21 protein-coding genes, 1 pseudogene and 1 other annotated feature are annotated in these 15,758 nt (G+C 34.6%); of the genes and pseudogenes, 8 read left to right on the top strand and 14 right to left on the bottom strand.

Annotated elements, in window-relative coordinates; all coding sequences use genetic code 11:
• Positions 1 to 116: 116 nt before the first annotated feature.
• Positions 117 to 1,553 carry a MocR-like pyridoxine biosynthesis transcription factor PdxR gene (gene pdxR, locus NX902_RS11130; protein WP_095328452.1) on the bottom strand — a complete coding sequence of 479 codons (1,437 nt, stop codon included), beginning with the start codon at positions 1,551 to 1,553 and terminating at the stop codon, positions 117 to 119.
• Between the two features lie 330 nt (positions 1,554 to 1,883).
• On the opposite strand from pdxR, the gene NX902_RS11125 reads away from it, so the two are divergent.
• On the top strand, positions 1,884 to 2,078 hold the full coding sequence (locus tag NX902_RS11125; protein ID WP_095328381.1) for a PF20097 family protein: 195 nt from the start codon (positions 1,884 to 1,886) through the stop codon (positions 2,076 to 2,078).
• A 747-nt stretch (positions 2,079 to 2,825) separates the two neighbouring features.
• On the opposite strand, the gene NX902_RS11120 is transcribed toward NX902_RS11125, so the two are convergent.
• Both NX902_RS11120 and argS read right to left on the bottom strand, forming a co-directional pair.
• Positions 2,826 to 3,479 carry a YcnI family copper-binding membrane protein gene (locus NX902_RS11120; protein WP_095328376.1) on the bottom strand — a complete coding sequence of 218 codons (654 nt, stop codon included), beginning with the start codon at positions 3,477 to 3,479 and terminating at the stop codon, positions 2,826 to 2,828.
• Between the two features lie 225 nt (positions 3,480 to 3,704).
• On the bottom strand, positions 3,705 to 5,387 hold the full coding sequence (argS, locus tag NX902_RS11115) for an arginine--tRNA ligase (protein WP_171509576.1): 1,683 nt from the start codon (positions 5,385 to 5,387) through the stop codon (positions 3,705 to 3,707).
• Positions 5,388 to 5,449: 62 nt separating this feature from the next.
• Positions 5,450 to 5,664, bottom strand: a binding site (T-box leader).
• A 122-nt stretch (positions 5,665 to 5,786) separates the two neighbouring features.
• Here argS and NX902_RS11110 point away from each other — a divergent pair.
• Positions 5,787 to 6,080 carry a hypothetical protein gene (locus NX902_RS11110; RefSeq protein WP_095328374.1) on the top strand — a complete coding sequence of 98 codons (294 nt, stop codon included), beginning with the start codon at positions 5,787 to 5,789 and terminating at the stop codon, positions 6,078 to 6,080.
• A 176-nt stretch (positions 6,081 to 6,256) separates the two neighbouring features.
• Positions 6,257 to 6,418 carry a hypothetical protein gene (locus tag NX902_RS11105; protein ID WP_171509575.1) on the top strand — a complete coding sequence of 54 codons (162 nt, stop codon included), beginning with the start codon at positions 6,257 to 6,259 and terminating at the stop codon, positions 6,416 to 6,418.
• Positions 6,419 to 6,504: 86 nt separating this feature from the next.
• On the opposite strand, the gene NX902_RS11100 is transcribed toward NX902_RS11105, so the two are convergent.
• From NX902_RS11100 to NX902_RS11060, 9 genes are all read right to left on the bottom strand, one after another.
• The gene (locus NX902_RS11100; protein WP_341160731.1) at positions 6,505 to 6,630 is read right to left on the bottom strand and encodes a hypothetical protein; all 126 of its coding nucleotides are present in this window, start codon (positions 6,628 to 6,630) and stop codon (positions 6,505 to 6,507) included.
• A gap of 29 nt (positions 6,631 to 6,659) precedes the next feature.
• A complete protein-coding gene (locus NX902_RS11095) occupies positions 6,660 to 6,785 on the bottom strand; it encodes a hypothetical protein (protein WP_341122834.1) in 126 nt (41 codons plus the stop codon).
• Positions 6,786 to 7,089: 304 nt separating this feature from the next.
• Positions 7,090 to 7,977 (bottom strand): AraC family transcriptional regulator, encoded by an 888-nt coding sequence (locus tag NX902_RS11090; protein WP_341160730.1) that lies wholly within the window; start codon positions 7,975 to 7,977, stop codon positions 7,090 to 7,092.
• A 22-nt stretch (positions 7,978 to 7,999) separates the two neighbouring features.
• Positions 8,000 to 8,212, bottom strand: coding sequence for a hypothetical protein (locus NX902_RS11085; protein ID WP_163185594.1), 213 nt, complete (start codon positions 8,210 to 8,212; stop codon positions 8,000 to 8,002).
• Positions 8,213 to 8,297: 85 nt separating this feature from the next.
• Complete coding sequence (locus NX902_RS11080; RefSeq protein ID WP_172860232.1) at positions 8,298 to 8,765, bottom strand: hypothetical protein; 468 nt, start codon at positions 8,763 to 8,765, stop codon at positions 8,298 to 8,300.
• Between the two features lie 81 nt (positions 8,766 to 8,846).
• A complete protein-coding gene (locus NX902_RS11075) occupies positions 8,847 to 9,050 on the bottom strand; it encodes a hypothetical protein (protein ID WP_095328370.1) in 204 nt (67 codons plus the stop codon).
• A 119-nt stretch (positions 9,051 to 9,169) separates the two neighbouring features.
• Positions 9,170 to 9,856, bottom strand: a complete 687-nt coding sequence (locus tag NX902_RS11070; protein ID WP_163185597.1) for a TVP38/TMEM64 family protein — start codon at positions 9,854 to 9,856, stop codon at positions 9,170 to 9,172.
• Between the two features lie 245 nt (positions 9,857 to 10,101).
• Complete coding sequence (locus NX902_RS11065; RefSeq protein WP_172860288.1) at positions 10,102 to 10,917, bottom strand: alpha/beta fold hydrolase; 816 nt, start codon at positions 10,915 to 10,917, stop codon at positions 10,102 to 10,104.
• Positions 10,918 to 10,965: 48 nt separating this feature from the next.
• Positions 10,966 to 11,436, bottom strand: a complete 471-nt coding sequence (locus NX902_RS11060; RefSeq protein ID WP_341160729.1) for a DinB family protein — start codon at positions 11,434 to 11,436, stop codon at positions 10,966 to 10,968.
• A 204-nt stretch (positions 11,437 to 11,640) separates the two neighbouring features.
• Here NX902_RS11060 and NX902_RS11055 point away from each other — a divergent pair, with 204 nt between their 5' ends.
• Together NX902_RS11055 and NX902_RS11050 are read left to right on the top strand one after the other, a co-directional pair.
• Positions 11,641 to 12,168 (top strand): isochorismatase family protein, encoded by a 528-nt coding sequence (locus tag NX902_RS11055; protein ID WP_095328366.1) that lies wholly within the window; start codon positions 11,641 to 11,643, stop codon positions 12,166 to 12,168.
• Positions 12,169 to 12,237: 69 nt separating this feature from the next.
• Positions 12,238 to 12,780, top strand: coding sequence for an RBBP9/YdeN family alpha/beta hydrolase (locus tag NX902_RS11050; protein WP_163185603.1), 543 nt, complete (start codon positions 12,238 to 12,240; stop codon positions 12,778 to 12,780).
• Positions 12,781 to 12,901: 121 nt separating this feature from the next.
• Here NX902_RS11050 and NX902_RS11045 read toward each other — a convergent pair whose 3' ends face one another.
• Positions 12,902 to 13,087: a DUF3934 family protein gene (locus NX902_RS11045; protein WP_095328364.1), complete on the bottom strand. Its 186-nt coding sequence runs from the start codon at positions 13,085 to 13,087 to the stop codon at positions 12,902 to 12,904.
• A 356-nt stretch (positions 13,088 to 13,443) separates the two neighbouring features.
• Here NX902_RS11045 and NX902_RS11040 point away from each other — a divergent pair, with 356 nt between their 5' ends.
• The 3 genes from NX902_RS11040 to NX902_RS11030 all read left to right on the top strand — a co-directional run bounded on the left by NX902_RS11040 (position 13,444) and on the right by NX902_RS11030 (position 14,885).
• Positions 13,444 to 13,632 carry a hypothetical protein gene (locus tag NX902_RS11040; RefSeq protein ID WP_095328363.1) on the top strand — a complete coding sequence of 63 codons (189 nt, stop codon included), beginning with the start codon at positions 13,444 to 13,446 and terminating at the stop codon, positions 13,630 to 13,632.
• A gap of 190 nt (positions 13,633 to 13,822) precedes the next feature.
• Positions 13,823 to 14,074: a YueH family protein gene (locus tag NX902_RS11035; protein ID WP_095328362.1), complete on the top strand. Its 252-nt coding sequence runs from the start codon at positions 13,823 to 13,825 to the stop codon at positions 14,072 to 14,074.
• Positions 14,075 to 14,381: 307 nt separating this feature from the next.
• Complete coding sequence (locus NX902_RS11030) at positions 14,382 to 14,885, top strand: GNAT family N-acetyltransferase (protein WP_095328361.1); 504 nt, start codon at positions 14,382 to 14,384, stop codon at positions 14,883 to 14,885.
• Positions 14,886 to 15,051: 166 nt separating this feature from the next.
• On the opposite strand, the pseudogene NX902_RS11025 reads toward NX902_RS11030, so the two are convergent.
• A pseudogene (locus NX902_RS11025) lies at positions 15,052 to 15,725 on the bottom strand (HAD family hydrolase).
• Positions 15,726 to 15,758 lie beyond the last annotated feature (33 nt).

The raw sequence follows: 15,758 nt of genomic DNA, 5'->3' as shown, positions 1-15,758 counted from the left end.
ATAGTACTAAATTTCCTCTCTAAATAGACCATCCAATTCCCATATAAGTTGACCATCCACTTTTTTCTCATGGGATAAAAATAAGATGCAAGTTTTATCCTTGCATCTTTCCCCCATTATTCTCTACTGGATTTAAGCGCTGCAGCAAATCTCCTTATCCCCTCATCAATATTGCTTTTTGTCTCTTTCGCATACGTAAAACGAACATAGTTAGCGTTTGACCCCATTGTAGATCCAGGCGCATAAATAACACCATTTTTTAACGACTCTTCTAATAAGCGATTTTCATTGACTGCTTTTTTTATTTTACACCACAGGTGAATCCCACCATTAGGTGTTAGAAATTCCACTTCTTCTTTTAAGTATGTATCCAAGCTTTCGATGATTTGATTTCTTCTGTTTTCAAGTTGTTTAACTAAATTATCTAAATGGACTGCAAAGGAAGGTGATTCTAAGAAGTCGTTTGCTACCCATTGGGAATAACTAGAATGGCCAAAATCAATCTGCTGCTTAGCGTCGGATAACCTTTCTATCACTGGCTTAGGTCCAATAATCCAGCCAATTCGCAGACCAGAGGCGACAATTTTGGAGAGAGAGCTAATATATAATACATTGCCATTTTGATCCATCGATTTTAGCGGAAGCAATGGCTTTCCGCTAAAAGAAGTTAAACTATATGGATCATCCTCTACCACGGGAATACCATATTGAGAAGAAATTTCTAAAATCTCTCTTCTTCTTTTTTGACCGAGAGATACGCCAGTTGGATTTTGAAAAGCTGGGTTTAGAAATATCATCTTAATTCGGTGTTTTCTGTGTAATAAGATTAAATCCTCAGGTTTTATACCATTTTCATCTGCAGTCAAATAATAAGGTTTAACTCCGGCTGATTCAAATAGCGGAAGACTATAATGGTAAGATGGGTTCTCCATTGCTACCGCATCGCCAGGTTTCAGCAAGCATTGAATAACCAAATGTAAAGCCTGCTGGGCTCCAGATGTAATCAATATAGAAGAAGGCGTTGTTTGTAAACCACGATATTTCTCCATATGATTGGTAATGGTCTTTCTTAGAACTTCACTTCCTTGTGGATGATCGTACCCCAATGATCCTATGTAAGCTCGATCAGAAGTAATTTTTCGCAATGAATTTAAAGGGAAAAGATCTTCAGAAAGTTCCCCACTAGCTAAATTAATTAAATCATGTTCTGCCATTTCTTTTCGTATCCGCTGCATGACAGGTACATTAGGAAGAAAAGATCCCGCTTCTATATATCGGTTCCAGCTAGGAACACGTTTCTTGGTTATTCCCCATATATCTTTACTTATCATTGTTCCGCTGCCGCGTTTTCTTTCAATTAATCCATTCGACTCTAACTCATCATATGCAGCAACTACCGTACTTCTATTTAATTCTAGCAGTTTTGCTAGCTTTCTTTCCGATGGCAGCGGTTTATCTAAGGGAAAGGATCCATCTGCGATACCATTTTCAATGTAGTCTGCCAGCTGCTTATATATTGCTTTTTTTACTTGTCGATCAGGTTTCCACTCCATTGTATCCACACTTCTTTTCCTAATTTTGTCTCCATATAAGACAGCTATCTCGTTTTTATGTTGTTTCATTATAGCTTAATTTCTCCTCATTAAACAACACTGAGCTCTTTCGATACAACATACCTTTTTTATCTTAAGTTCATTACTCCAACCATATTTACTTATAAATTTGAGATTATTTTATAGACTTGGATAGTTTGTCAGCTAATCTTAATCTAGTTCCGCTAATACAATTGTCAGCAACCTTTTCGTAACTTTGTTATTTTTCAGGAAGGGATTTACCATGTTACAATATAATTAGTGAGCCATATAAACAAGGAGAACTCTCGTATGAAAAATAATATATGCCCAAAATGCAATAGTGAAGAAATAAAAAAAGGAGTAATGGCAGCAACTGTTGGTCAAGTTCATATGTATCCCGAAAAAAACCGTAGGAAGAATTCCTCTACAATATCAGCAAAGTATTGTGGTCACTGCGGTTATATTGTAGCCTTATATGTGGACAATCCTGAAAATTTAGGATAAGCATATATATGAGCCCTTTTGAAACAGGCATAAATCCATTTTCTAATACCGGTAATAATAATTCATAGTTTTTATTCTCCGTATTTGCAAGGGAAAAAAGAAACCTAATAAAATCGCGATTGGGCATAGTATGGTGCTTAATATCCCCATAGAGAATAACCCTAAATTGCTGCACAGCAAACATAAAAAAAGCACGTGCCTCGAAGCAAAAATATATTATAGTCTTTCAGATAGGTTAATTGCGACCAGAAAACAAATTCTTTCCGTTATAAAAGCACTAATAACATATATAAACCTAATGGTAATAATAAATAATAGTATTGTATGGTGTGTGCTATACCGTTTTACTATTTTAATGTATGAATTTGTATGTATGATTGCATTAATTATGTGAAGTATGAACACATACAGTGGCACATCAAGCACCGTTAACAGGACGCTATTCCACGCATTTCTTTTGACTATACCTGGAATTATTTCAACGTGAGCAATTAAGCCAACTGATACAAGTACTAAATATACACTAGATATAAATCGTAATGGATTTTGCATAGTCATTCCTTTTTTCTATTTCGTAATGTACTATTTATTTTGTGGAATATAAATAATACTGTGGTTAATCACTCCCTACCGATTTCCCTAAATTCTCATAAGCTTGTAGTGGAATAATTTACTATAGAGTAAAAAGAAAAAAGTCCATTCCTTGAAGTTAAACTTCTCTTAAGGAATGAACTCTTTAACTAGTTCTTATTTTTTTCTTATAAAAATTATTACAATTGCAGCTAATGATAAAACAATAGCGATAATCGATAATATCGTATTTACATTTGTACCTTCATTTGCATGCTCGGCATCTTTGTCTTTCTGTTGATCATCTGCTGCATCATCCGTTTTTGTGCTGTGTCCATGACTATCAACCGTTTCATTAGATTGAGCAATATTTGTGATAGAATGAGGCAGCTCAGCATCACTGTCTCCAGTCCATTCCACAATGCTGCCATCTGCATAGTACTGGAATGCATCCCATGCTATATCGCCAGGCTCTTTTGGATTCTGTGCTCTAAAAGTAAAATCGCGATATTGACCAGCCTTAATAGCAGTCTCTTCTGATTCTGCTTCCCAAGTTACAGTTGCCACTTTATCATTATCATCTTTTGTTGTAGTCGTTTTCCAGCCATCGACAGGTTCATACATTTTATACTCCACATTTTCGGGAATTTTAATCGTTACCTTTGTTGTATCCACATCTTTTTCAACTGGAATTCTTACAGTATACGTTTCCCACGCCTCTGTAGTAGATTGGGATGGATTCACGGTAACATGAGCGCTAACTGGTAATGCTATAAAGAAGACAGCTGCTAATGCTACTAATCCAGATATAAATTTCTTTTTATGTATCATTTCAAATCTCCTTTCCTTATTTCTGCAGTTTTGCAAAAAGAGAGGTTAACACTACTTTGAATGTGTTAACCTCTTTCATCATATCAAATAGGGGTACTTCGTTCAAAGAAAAAACAGCTTAGATTATGTCTATTCTGTGAACATTTTATGACAAATGTACTTTAACTGAGCTATTCCTCATTTTAGCCAAGATGATTCATCTTTAATCAAGGGATTTTCTTTCTATTACATTGCCTCTGGTGCAGCAATTCCAAGTAATCTTAAGCCTTCTTTTAAAACAACTGTTACAGCATATACGAGAGAAAGTCTCGCTGTTTTCCCACTATTTTCCTCTAAAATTTGAATATGCGCATAATACTTATTAAATGTTTTCGCTAAATCGATAACGTACTTTGCCACTTCAGAAGGATCATAATGCTCATTCGCTTTTTCCAGGGTCGTCGGAAAATCCATTAATAGCTTGACGATCGGAAAACTTACCTCATCCCACTGTAAGTTGTCTAAGTTAGCTGGTGGGATGAAATTTCCTTTCCGCAATAAAGAACAGGCTCTTGCATGTGTATATTGGATATATGGTCCTGTTTCTCCTTCAAACTTCAACATGTCTTCTAGAGAAAACTCAATATCGGTTAGGCGATAATGCTTTAAGTCATGAAAGATAATTGCTCCTGTTCCTACTTGATTTGCCACTTCTTCTTTATTTTCAAGAGAAGGGTTTTTTTCTTCGATATTTTTCTCCGCTAATTGAATAGCTGCTTGAAGCACTTCTTCCAATAAAACAACTTTCCCTTTTCTCGTTGACATCTTCTTGCCGTCTTTCAGCATCATACCAAATGGAATATGAGCCATTCCTTTTGCCCAATCATAGCCCATTTTCTCTAACACTTGAAATAACTGCTTAAAATGGAGAGTTTGTTCATTTCCAACTACGTATAAACTTTTCACAAAATGGTAGTTTTCTTGACGATAGATCGCTGCAGCTAGATCCCGTGTAGCATAAAGTGTCGCACCGTCGCTTTTTTTAATTAAACACGGTGGGAAGTCTTCAAGCTCTACTACTTGCGCCCCTTCTGATTCTATTAAAAGCTGCTTCTCCTTTAATAACTCGACAACTCTTTCCATCTTGTCGTTAAAAAAAGCTTCGCCATCATTGGAATCAAATGTAATTCCTAATAGTTTGTAGATTTTATTAAACTCTTCTAACGATTCTTTTCGAAACCATTTCCAAAGATTAATGGCTTCTTCATTTCCCTGTTCTAGATAGTTAAACCACTTTCTCCCTTCCTCATTTAGCGAGGGATCTTCTTCTGCTTTTTCATGAAACTTCACGTACAACTTTAATAATTCTTTAATAGGATTCTTCCGCACTTCCTCTTCATTTCCCCATCTTTTATAGGCGACGATTAATTTACCAAATTGCGTTCCCCAATCACCAAGATGATTTATGCGAATCGGTGTGTAACCATTTTTCTCAGCAATAAGGCCAAGAGCATTTCCGATAACGGTAGAACGCAAATGCCCCATTGAAAATGGCTTTGCAATATTAGGTGAAGACAAATCAATTGTCATTACACCCTTATTCTTAGGTAAATCTCCATAATGCTCCTTTTGTTCGAGAACTTCCTTGATTACTTTAGAGGCAATTAATTGCTGATTTAAGAAAATATTAATATAAGCTCCTACTACTTCAACATGATCAATCAGCGGAGATTCTATCTTATGAGAAAGTTCTTCCGCAATTAACGCAGGTGCTTTCCGCAACTTTTTGGCAAGTGTAAAACAGGGAAAAGCAAGATCTCCTAAATGAGCATATTTCGGTTTTTCCAATAACTGTTCAATCGCTTCTGGTGATAATTCTACATGTAATTTTGATGCTAATACGTTTGCTAGTTCTGATTTGATGTTCATCTATATTCTCCTTTTCTATATTAGATATTTTAATAAAATAAAAAAACTCCCACCCCTTCATACGAAGAGGCGAGAGTATATAATTCCCGCGGTACCACTCTAATTGTTATTTTCATAACCACTTAAATCAGTTAACGGCCTGTTACCGATCATGCCTACTCCCTTTTCAGCATGATATCTCCAAAGTGCGTTTCACTGCTTGCTCCACATTAGGCTTCCACCGTCCCTAATTCGCTATTGCTTTACAACCAGCTACTCTCTTTTTCTACGATTTCCTATATTTTTTTCTTATTATACACATACTTTTCGGAAGAATCCAATACTTTTTTATTTTTATAAAAGAAAGGCAAGCGCCAATCATTTCCGTCTACATATAGTATTGGAGGAGGTGAAACAATAATGAATTTTCAAAATCGAGCTTTTGGTGGACATATTGGTGCTGTTGGTCCAATTGGAGCCGGTGGTTTTGCAGGAGTGGGACATGGTGCAGTGGGTGTCGGGGCTATTCCTCTTGGTGCAGTTACTCCAACTGCTGGCTTTACTGCAGGTAATCCTCTAATTATTACGCCATTCCACCATGTACCAACGACTCAACAACAACATTGGAATTATGGCCAAACTTACCCTTCATACACACAACCATATGGCTATAATCCTGCTTATTCTACTTACGGATATTATCCCTTTTATTGACAACTGAAAAAAGGCAACAACTAGATTCCATCCATTTAGAGATATTCTGGTTGCTGCCATTTCATCTATTGCTATTATTCTGGCTATGCATATTTGTTTATTTTTTCGCTAATTTATGAAGATGACTGATAATCTACCATGGGAAAGAATTTTATAGAGAAGCTCCTACAGAGAAAATGAATATGCTAGGACAAACCATTAATAATGGCGGTGCATCAGCAAATACAGATGCTTGCGGCAATAATAATAGTTTTACAATAGAGAACGAGAACTGCATGGAGACAAGAGGATATCACTGTCGGAGAACAATGGCGAAACATCCAGGTTTTGTAGGCTGAACTCCTGGGATTTTGAACACTACTTTTCCCTCGGTTCCTCTGAATAGTGGCTTTCATCTCCTTTTTGAACTCTACTTTTCCTTCGGTTACCTTGAATAATAGCTTTCATTCCCTTTATGAACACTACTTTTCCCTTGTCCCTCTGAATAGTGGCGTTCATCTCCTTTTTGAACTCCACTTTTCCCTCGGTTCCTCTGAATAGTGGCTTTCATCTCCTTTTTGAACTCTACTTTTCCTTCGGTTACCTTGAATAATAGCTTTCATTCCCTTTATGAACACTACTTTTCCCTTGTCCCTCTGAATAGTGGCGTTCATCTCCTTTTTGAACTCTACTTTTCCTTCGGTTCCTCTGATTATTGGCTTTCATCTTCTTTTTGAACTCCACTTTTCCTTCGGTTCTTCTGAATAGTGGCTTTCATCTCCTTTTTGAACTCCACTTTTCCTTCGGTTACCCTGAATAATGGCTTTCATCTCCTTTTTGAACTCCACTTTTCCTTCGGTCTATAAAATGGTTTTCATTCGTATATTAAAATACTGAATCTCCCTCCAATACTCCAAATTTAGCATCCCTCTCTCTTAAACTCACATATTCTAAATCTATAACAATCACCATTTATGAAAAAAGCGATGGTATCTGACCTATGCACGCATAGTCATTCCATCGCTTTTTGTTATTTAACGGGAATCCATATTTCAGAGTAGCAATTTTCGCTTGATGAATCATCATCTGTATAGCGTTCAAAGGAAATAAATCCTGCTTGTTGATAACCACTGGACGGCATCCATTCTGAATATATTTGCTTCCAAACTTTCTGCATACTTTCCGGCATTGGTCCATTCACCTCAAAAACTGCCCACTTTGATGCTGGAATAACGAGCTGATCATATTTTTCAGATTTATCCTCTGTTGCAACCGCTATCCAGTAATCCATATCCTTACCCGCTGCTTCTGACTCCTCTACACAAACACCAAGAACGCCTGGAATTTCTCCCCTAGTCAGCAGCAAAAGCTCGTTCACTGTTCCATTCTTATTAACTTCATCCCACAGTTTTGGAATCTCACGGAGATTTTCATCTTCCTTAAAAGTATAAGATTTTTTCATTCCGACAATCGTAAATGCCTCTTTCTCCACTACTTTTACTTTCATTGGTTCTGCCCCTTTCAGCTGTACTTGAATGACTAGTGGATTGTATATTTTTAGACTACCAATTCCTCGTCTCGTTTCACTTGGTGTTACGCCATGTTGTCTGCGATATGCTTTCGTAAATGCTTCTGGTGTATCATATCCATATCTTAAAGCAATATCGATTATCTTTTCGCTCGAATGAAGCAAACTTTGTCCAGCCATCGATAATCGGCGTCGTCTAATATACTCTCCCACTGGTATTTCCGTAAGGATTGTAAATGTGCGTTGAAAGTGAAATAATGAAACATTTGCGACACGCGCAATCGCTTCTATTTCAAGCTTTTCTTCCAAATTATTTTCGATATATATTAATGCCTTTTGTAACCCTTCCAACCATGTCACATTCATCACATCCTTAAAAATAGCATACATGGATTACTGTTGGTTTTCCTGTTCATTTATGCTTGCTTTTGACAGATATATCCTTGGTTTTCTTCTCATCAATATATCGGATTAAAGAAAGGATAGACCGCCCTAAGTAAATACAAAAAAAGGCACCAAAAATAATAAGTGCTGCTAAGTAATTGGCAAATAACTTCTTACTGGCAATAAATAATATTAAAAATACTAGTGCGATCAACAAATTGAATATTGGATGATTTTTCATTCATTTCCCTTCCTTTTTTATAGATAAAATATGTATCGTCACGATAAAATAGGCTGTCTATCCCTAGCTCAAGGTTTAGACAACCTTATTCGACTCTAATAGAAAACGTATAATTGGGATTTCCTTGATCCCATTTAGCATAAATCATATAAACATGTGTACCTTTTTTGGCTGGCACCGTCATTTTATTTTTATCTACCTTGATAAATTCCTCTTCTCCATCTTCAAATACTTCTGCAACCTGTAAAGACCCAGCTAATGGCTTTTTATTAAAGTCGATGGTAATAATTGAATTAGGTTCCACTTTGACAGAACCATTTTGTAACCCCATATCCCAAGGAGATGCATAGACATAATCAACACAAGATCCTTTTAATGAACCTTGCCAGCAATTTGAGCCAATTGTTGTCGGAATTCTATTATTCTTCCATAATACCTCAGGTTTTGGTGGTTTGGAAAAATAAATCGTATCCATTAGAACCCAAATACAGGCAAAAATAAAAGCAATTATCGTTACCACCATAAACATGCGATCTTTTTTGTCCCCTTTCATTCCTCTTTATTATTGGACGATTGATATCGTATAAAAGTTTCGATTTTTCTTTATAAATAGAAAATTCTAGAGATATTTTATCTATTCTCCACCACAGCTTCCTCCACTATCAAAGGAAGATCCGCAGTCATTTCCTCCATCAAAGATAGACGCTTGTGAGCTATCTCCTATTTCTCCTTGAAAAGGCTGATAATTATGGCTATTTATATTGTTTGTCTTTTCTTTGCGAGAAAAAATTTGAGCCACGATAATTGCCACAAATACCAACATTATAATTCCAAACATACTGTATTCCTCCCTCACTAGCTATTCTATTTTATATACGTAGGATAATTGGAAATAGTTTCATATTTTTTTCATATTAAAAGCCGAAAAGTAGGAAACTACCTTTCGGATAGATGGACCTATGCTCTTTTCTTTACTCTTTCCATAACAGCAGGTTTCTTTTTGCTGAAATAATAAAAAATTCCTGTTATCAGTAAAATAATTACGATTAATGCTAATGGATTAATATCTGTAGAGAAAACACCATAAGGAATTAACGCAAGGATAAAGAAGTAAAAGAAATTGCCTATTGCTGTGCCAATGGTAAAAGGTCGTATCGATATTTTGCTTACACCAGCAATGATATTTAAAATACTTGTCGGAAAGAACGGAAAAACCCTTCCATAGAACACATAGCGCATTCCTTTTTGTTCGATTTTATCTAACATTTCTTGGTGATTTTGCACCTTTCTAATCACGAAATCTTGGAACCAAAAACGAATGGCTAAAAAGATAATGATTGCGGCTATAATGCTAGAAAACCAACTCCATAAAAAGCCATAGATGAAGCCAAATGAGTAAAAATTGAGGGTAATTACTAAAATTAAAGGAATAACGGTAAAGCTATTTTGAATAATCATAAGGAATAAACTGACAATAAGTGCATAAGAAATATTCTCTTTAAATACAGATGTGACCGAATTTAACTCCCCTTCACGAATCGCCTGAAAAATATCGGTGTATCGGAAAAATATAATAAAGAGGCTTACTGTCACAAAAAATGTGAATGGCTTCCAAAAATGTTTTATACAAATCACCTTTTTCATAAATTATATGTCATATTCTAAAGAGTGGTACACTTTAGATGAATCATTTTACTACAGATTTCTTCCTTTTGATTTTTTTATAATTATCTATTTTCTACCCGTTTCTACTTTTTTTCAATCAGGGTATATTTCTACCCTGAAAAATAGTTAAATCATCCAAAAAAGCAGTTATATTTTACATTAATTTGCAAAATATAACTGCTCTTTTACTCCCCTTTGATCCCAATCTATCAAACTACTTTTTCCTACATCTCTTCTTCAACCCTATCTAACCACTCATTCATATGCGCAGTAAATAACTTTGTCTGTTCAATCTGCAAGTTATGCCCCGCTCGATCTAAAATGGCAAATGTTGCTCTGGGATAATTCCCTAGAATCGCAAACGCATCTTGATATCCGACTACAGAATCTTGTTTTCCTAGTAAAAAGAAAGTTGGTTTCTGAAATAGAACATCATCGATCGCAAAAGAAAACCCGTAGTTCTTTTGAATTTTATCCAAAAATGCTGTGTCAGCAATATTGCATCCTGATAAAATTTCCTGCTTGTATCGTTTCCAATTGTATTCATCTAAAACTACTTGATTGGATTTGAAATCATTACGTTCTTCTTCTACTAAGTTGGATAAAAATTCATTATCGGCATAAACAATCGTGTGTTCTGGGAGTGTCCTCTTTTCTTTATCTGGTAAAATCATCGGGCAAATGAATCCAGCGCCTAATATTTGCTCTTTATAGAGCTTGATGATTCCTCTAGTTAAGTAGCCGCCATAGGATTCTCCTATAATCAGAAATGGTTGATTGGAAATCTTTGTATCTATAAAGCTTGCAACGGCTTTTAACATCTCATCAGAATTACTGATTAAGTCATAATCCCTAGTTTTCCCCATACCAGGTAAATCCAAATATATCCGTTTCCAACCGTCGTTCTCTTTAAAAACAGGCTCCATACAACCACTCATGAGTCTATGATCTGGCGTAAATCCATGTAGCATGATAATGGGAATTCCTGCGCCTATTTCTTCATAATATATGTTTGCATTTTTCACTTTGCAGTATGGCATCTTTTATCCTCCCTATTAATTAAAAATGTATGTATCTATGGAAGTTCCTTATTCAAATAATGAGATATTTAAGTCTTTTCCACAGCAGTAGACAAGTAGTGTATGTAATTGAGCTCTATGATGATAGATATGTGCGACTATTTCTAACAACCACTCGTACCTTGAATAGGTTACTCCCCAATATGATGTAGTCCTTTCTTGTAATTCTATTTCTGTGAGATTCATATAAATATCTTTTAATGTTTTATAATTATCTGCAATAGCATTCTTTATATCCTGCATGTTTAGTAATGCAACACTCGAATAATATTCATCCATCTCTTTTTGTGTTGCACCGTTTGATATCAATAAATCAGCCTTACAAATAACGGCAATATGCTCTAAGAGCTCACCTATTGAACGCTTATTATCATCTGGCCTTTGCTGTGAGTCAGCCTCTTCTATAGTCTCTACCATTTCGATTGTTGTTTTTAAAGCTATTTCTATTTGATTTAGTGCGCTACCTATATAGGTATTCACCCTAACTCCCTCCTCACAGCGAATATATGTTCGTTCTTATAATTATAGACGAATCTATCATAAGTTCAATATAAATATTCATTAATTCTGACTTTTAAACAAGAATGAATTTCAAACCAACCATAGCTTCCATCTTAAATATCCTTGTATAGCTCTTTTTCAATTTGCTATACTTTAAAAGAAACGAACAGGAAGTGGAATTTTATGAAACAGGCTCTTATAATCATCGACATGCAAGAAATTTTCTTTAACCATCCCAAAAACTATTTATACGATAGAATTCAACTAGTAAAAAACATCAATATACTAATCAAGCAAGCACATGAAAAAAATATTCAGGTTATCTTTATTCAGCATACAGATCCGAATGAGCAGTCCGCGCTTTATGAGGGCAAGAACGATTGGAAATTGCATCAAAATCTATTGTTATCTACTACTGATAAGATAATTAAAAAATCAAAATGGGATGCATTCTACAAAACAGAACTTTTAGAGTATTTAAAAAGCAAGGCAATCGAACAGCTTATTTTCGCTGGTGCACAAACGGAGTTTTGTCTTGATACTACTATCAGAGCAGCCTATAGCTTGGGATTTCAGCAAAATCTCCTTTATCAAAACACTCATAGCACCATTAACGGCTCTATTTTAAATGCAGATAATATTATTGACCATCATGAATCTATTTGGAATAACCGTTTTTTAACGATCAAAAAGGGAGAACTGAAATTATAAATATCTTCTGGTGGAATACGCTATGTTATTTTTTTATTACTCTAGATCGTAGTATTAGGAGAAGATTAAATGAATAAATTATACTTGATTGATGGATATGGCGGATCACCAAAAATAAATTGGCTTTCTGATATAAAAAAAGAATTTAAGAATTCCTTCCATATACAAATAGTGGACTATACAGATGCCACAATTGCAAATGTTACGCAATGGGATCTTGATTTAGATAGAGCTATCAAAGAACCGAACAATGTTTATTTTATTTGCCACAGTTTAGGCTGTATTACGTTTTTAAGATACCTTTTACGTCATAATGTACAAATTAAAGGGGCTATTTTTGTTTCTGGATTTGCAGAACCCATTGCAGCGTTCCCACAATTTGATCCCTATATGCAAGAATTAAATTTGGATAAAATCAAGCATTTACTCGAAGCATCCTTTTTTATTTCATCCAGAACCGATAAAATCATCGATTGGCAAATCTCGAATTCCTTAGCAAATAAACTTGAAATTCCTTTTATTTTATTACCTTCTGGCGGACATTTTACTTCTGGAGAAGGAATTATTGAAATGCCATCTGTCAAACATATTATTAAAGCAAAATGGTTATGACATTCCAATGGTAAGTTTTCTTGTACAAGAAAACTTACCATTGGCGAATAAAACAAAGCGATCCTTCCTAAAGGAAGCATCGCTACTTTATCTATTCAGTAAGAAATCCTAAATATGGAGATTAGTTCTTTTTTTCGGTTGTAGCAGGATTGCTAGTATTTTCTGTATTTTTACGATTCTTAACCCCTTTGCTTTTATAGGGTTTGTTACTCTTAGCTTTATTGGCACTAGCCTGCCAACGATTCCAGCCTTTTTTATCTGTTCCTCTGCCTGTACCGCCTTTACCTTTAGCCTTAGCTTTACTCATAAAATCAACTCCGATTTTTCTTATATATTACGTATCATTAGTTAGTCTTATCCTTTTATTCTGGTAAAAAACGTACATAATGAACTATAAGTATATAACAGTCTGCTATTGTTTGAAACATTAACCTTTTCAAAAGTTGATTTCTCGTGCTTTCTCTTCTCTACAACTTTCGCGTTTTCTCCATAGCAAAACATGGCACTAAAAAAATGAAACCATTTTTCTATCAAATCCGTAGAATATGATGAAGATGACTTTTGTGAAGATAAAATTGATTTTAAAGTAATACGCTTTATAATAGACAGTCATCTCTTCTACAAATGATAGATCATAAAAAACTGTCCTGAGGAGTGAAAAATATGAATAGTACCGCTATCTTTATTATTGCATTAGCCGCAATAGCTGTATGGTCTATACAAATTTATGAGCTTTTGAAGCCATCGAAAGAACAAAACAATCGCAAAATCGTTTTATTAACATCTGCTGGCTCTTTATTCACGATAATTCTTACCGTTTCATTTTTTCAAAATATCCCATTTTTTCAATAAGATACTTATAATGAGTTAAAAATTATCATGATTAAATTCTTCTTCTCGATAAGAATAACAAAATAATCCTCCCTCTTTTTATTTCAAACATAACAATCCTTTAACAATTTTATTAAATTTTCTATTTTTGGAAAATTACGTCGAAAAAAAGGAGTATAATGGAAATAAAAATAGGGGGGAGGTTGTTGAAATGATTACTTTATTAGAAGATATTGCCCAACATGGACTAAAAGATACGAAACTATACATCATGAAAACAACTGATTCGTTTGTTATTTCCATCCCTAAAATTAATTGGTCTACCGAAATAAGCAATGAAGGATCTCCACATGATCAATTCGACCATTTACTACATTCTTTAACTTTTCACATGTTTGAAGGAGACTGTTCCCAACTAGCTGAAAGTATCACAACTTCTATTAGTAAATATGAAACTTCATAATATATTATAACTTCCATCAAGTGGAAGGTTATCGCCCACTTGATGGTTTGTTGCAACCTTCTGATCTAACTGCGATTTTCCTATCTAATTTCCTCAAATAGTTTGACTCTTGCTAACCGTTAAGAACCCATTCTACCTTTCTAATTGTATATAATTTGTTATCCTTGTGACTTTTTACGATCCTCTATTTTTCGGTCTACAATATCTCTACTAGTGCGGTCTGAGGCAATTTAATTTTGCATAAACGGGCTCCAATACGCTAAAATGATTAAGATAAACACTAGAATTTTTTAAAGGAGTTTTTTTATTGGATTTACTTTTTGCAAGTGAGCGACTAGGTTTTCGTTTATTAACAATAGAAGATATAGATGCATGTGAACAATTTTGGGGAAATGAAGAAGTTATGAAATATTGTGGTGGCAGCACTTCTTCTGCATTATTGCCTCAAGTTATTGACTTTTATCAGCAATGCCAAAAAGATTTTGGCCTTTCCGTTTATGGCGTTATTGATTTGACAACCAATCTAGTTATTGGAGCAGCAGGCTTTAATATTGAAGAATCTGTTGATCAAGCTGAACTTATTTTCCATTTCTCCAAAGCTAATTGGAATAAAGGGTACGCTACAGAAGCTGGCATTGCCTGTTTAACGTTCGCAAAAGAGCAAGGGAATATCCAAAAAGTAATTGCTTCTGCAAGTATTGAGAACAAGGCTTCCTTAGATGTACTCGGCAAAATTGGTTTTCAGTATATGGGCATTAAATATTTCGAGGATACTGAGCAGGAAGAAGCTTATTTTGCGTTTGTTTTATAGGTAAATAGATAGTTATTTATTGTAAGAAAAAAGGGATCATCCCCCTTTTTTCTATACCGGATGGTTCAGCCCTTTTACATTTTCAAGCAGGTACATTTAAAAAATGTGTGCCAATCCTTATGGAAGGATACGTCTACTTCTGTTTTCTGAAACAAACATTATTATCTTATGAAAAATAATTTAATAAACAATCAAAAGAATGAATTTCGGCAAATGGCATAATCTCGGTAGGATTCTTGATCTTTCGAGGATTAAACCATACACCTTTTATATGGGCATTTTGACAACCATTTATATCTATTTCTATGTCATCCCCAACGATAATGCTTCCTCTGGCTGAACATTCAGCATATTTAAAGCCAGTTCAAATATACGTTTGTCTGGTTTACTCAATCCCACTTCATCGGAAATAATAATTGGATCAAAATAGCTATGTAAATTGGTGTTCTGAATTTTTGCTTTTTGTCTATGGATTGTACCATTTGTGATAATTGCTACCCTCGCTTTATTCTTTATCTTATTTACTATATTTATTCTCTCTTGGTTCACAGAAAAACAATAGGGAAAATGCTTATTCCAAAAAGCTAATATGTCATTATGTGGAATTCTGTATTTTGGTGGAAACATAGCAAAAAATGATTCTAAAACTTTTGTTTTATCTTTTTGACCGTAGCTTTGCTTGTCCTGTTCTTTGAATTCTAACAACATTTCCCTTTTTAAGGAATCACTAATATCTACATAACACTTTTCTAACAGAATGAAAAATAACTTTTCTACTGCTTTATCTCTATCAAGCAAAGTATCATCTAAATCAAATAGAACTGCTTTATAGCTGCTCATCATTCACTGCCTTTCTATTTAAATCTTAATCTC

The organism is Niallia sp. FSL W8-0954 (assembly GCF_038005605.1).
In the GTDB taxonomy this organism is placed as follows: Bacteria; Bacillota; Bacilli; order Bacillales; family Cytobacillaceae; genus Niallia; species Niallia circulans_A.
This window is presented reverse-complemented; position numbering and strand designations above follow the sequence as displayed.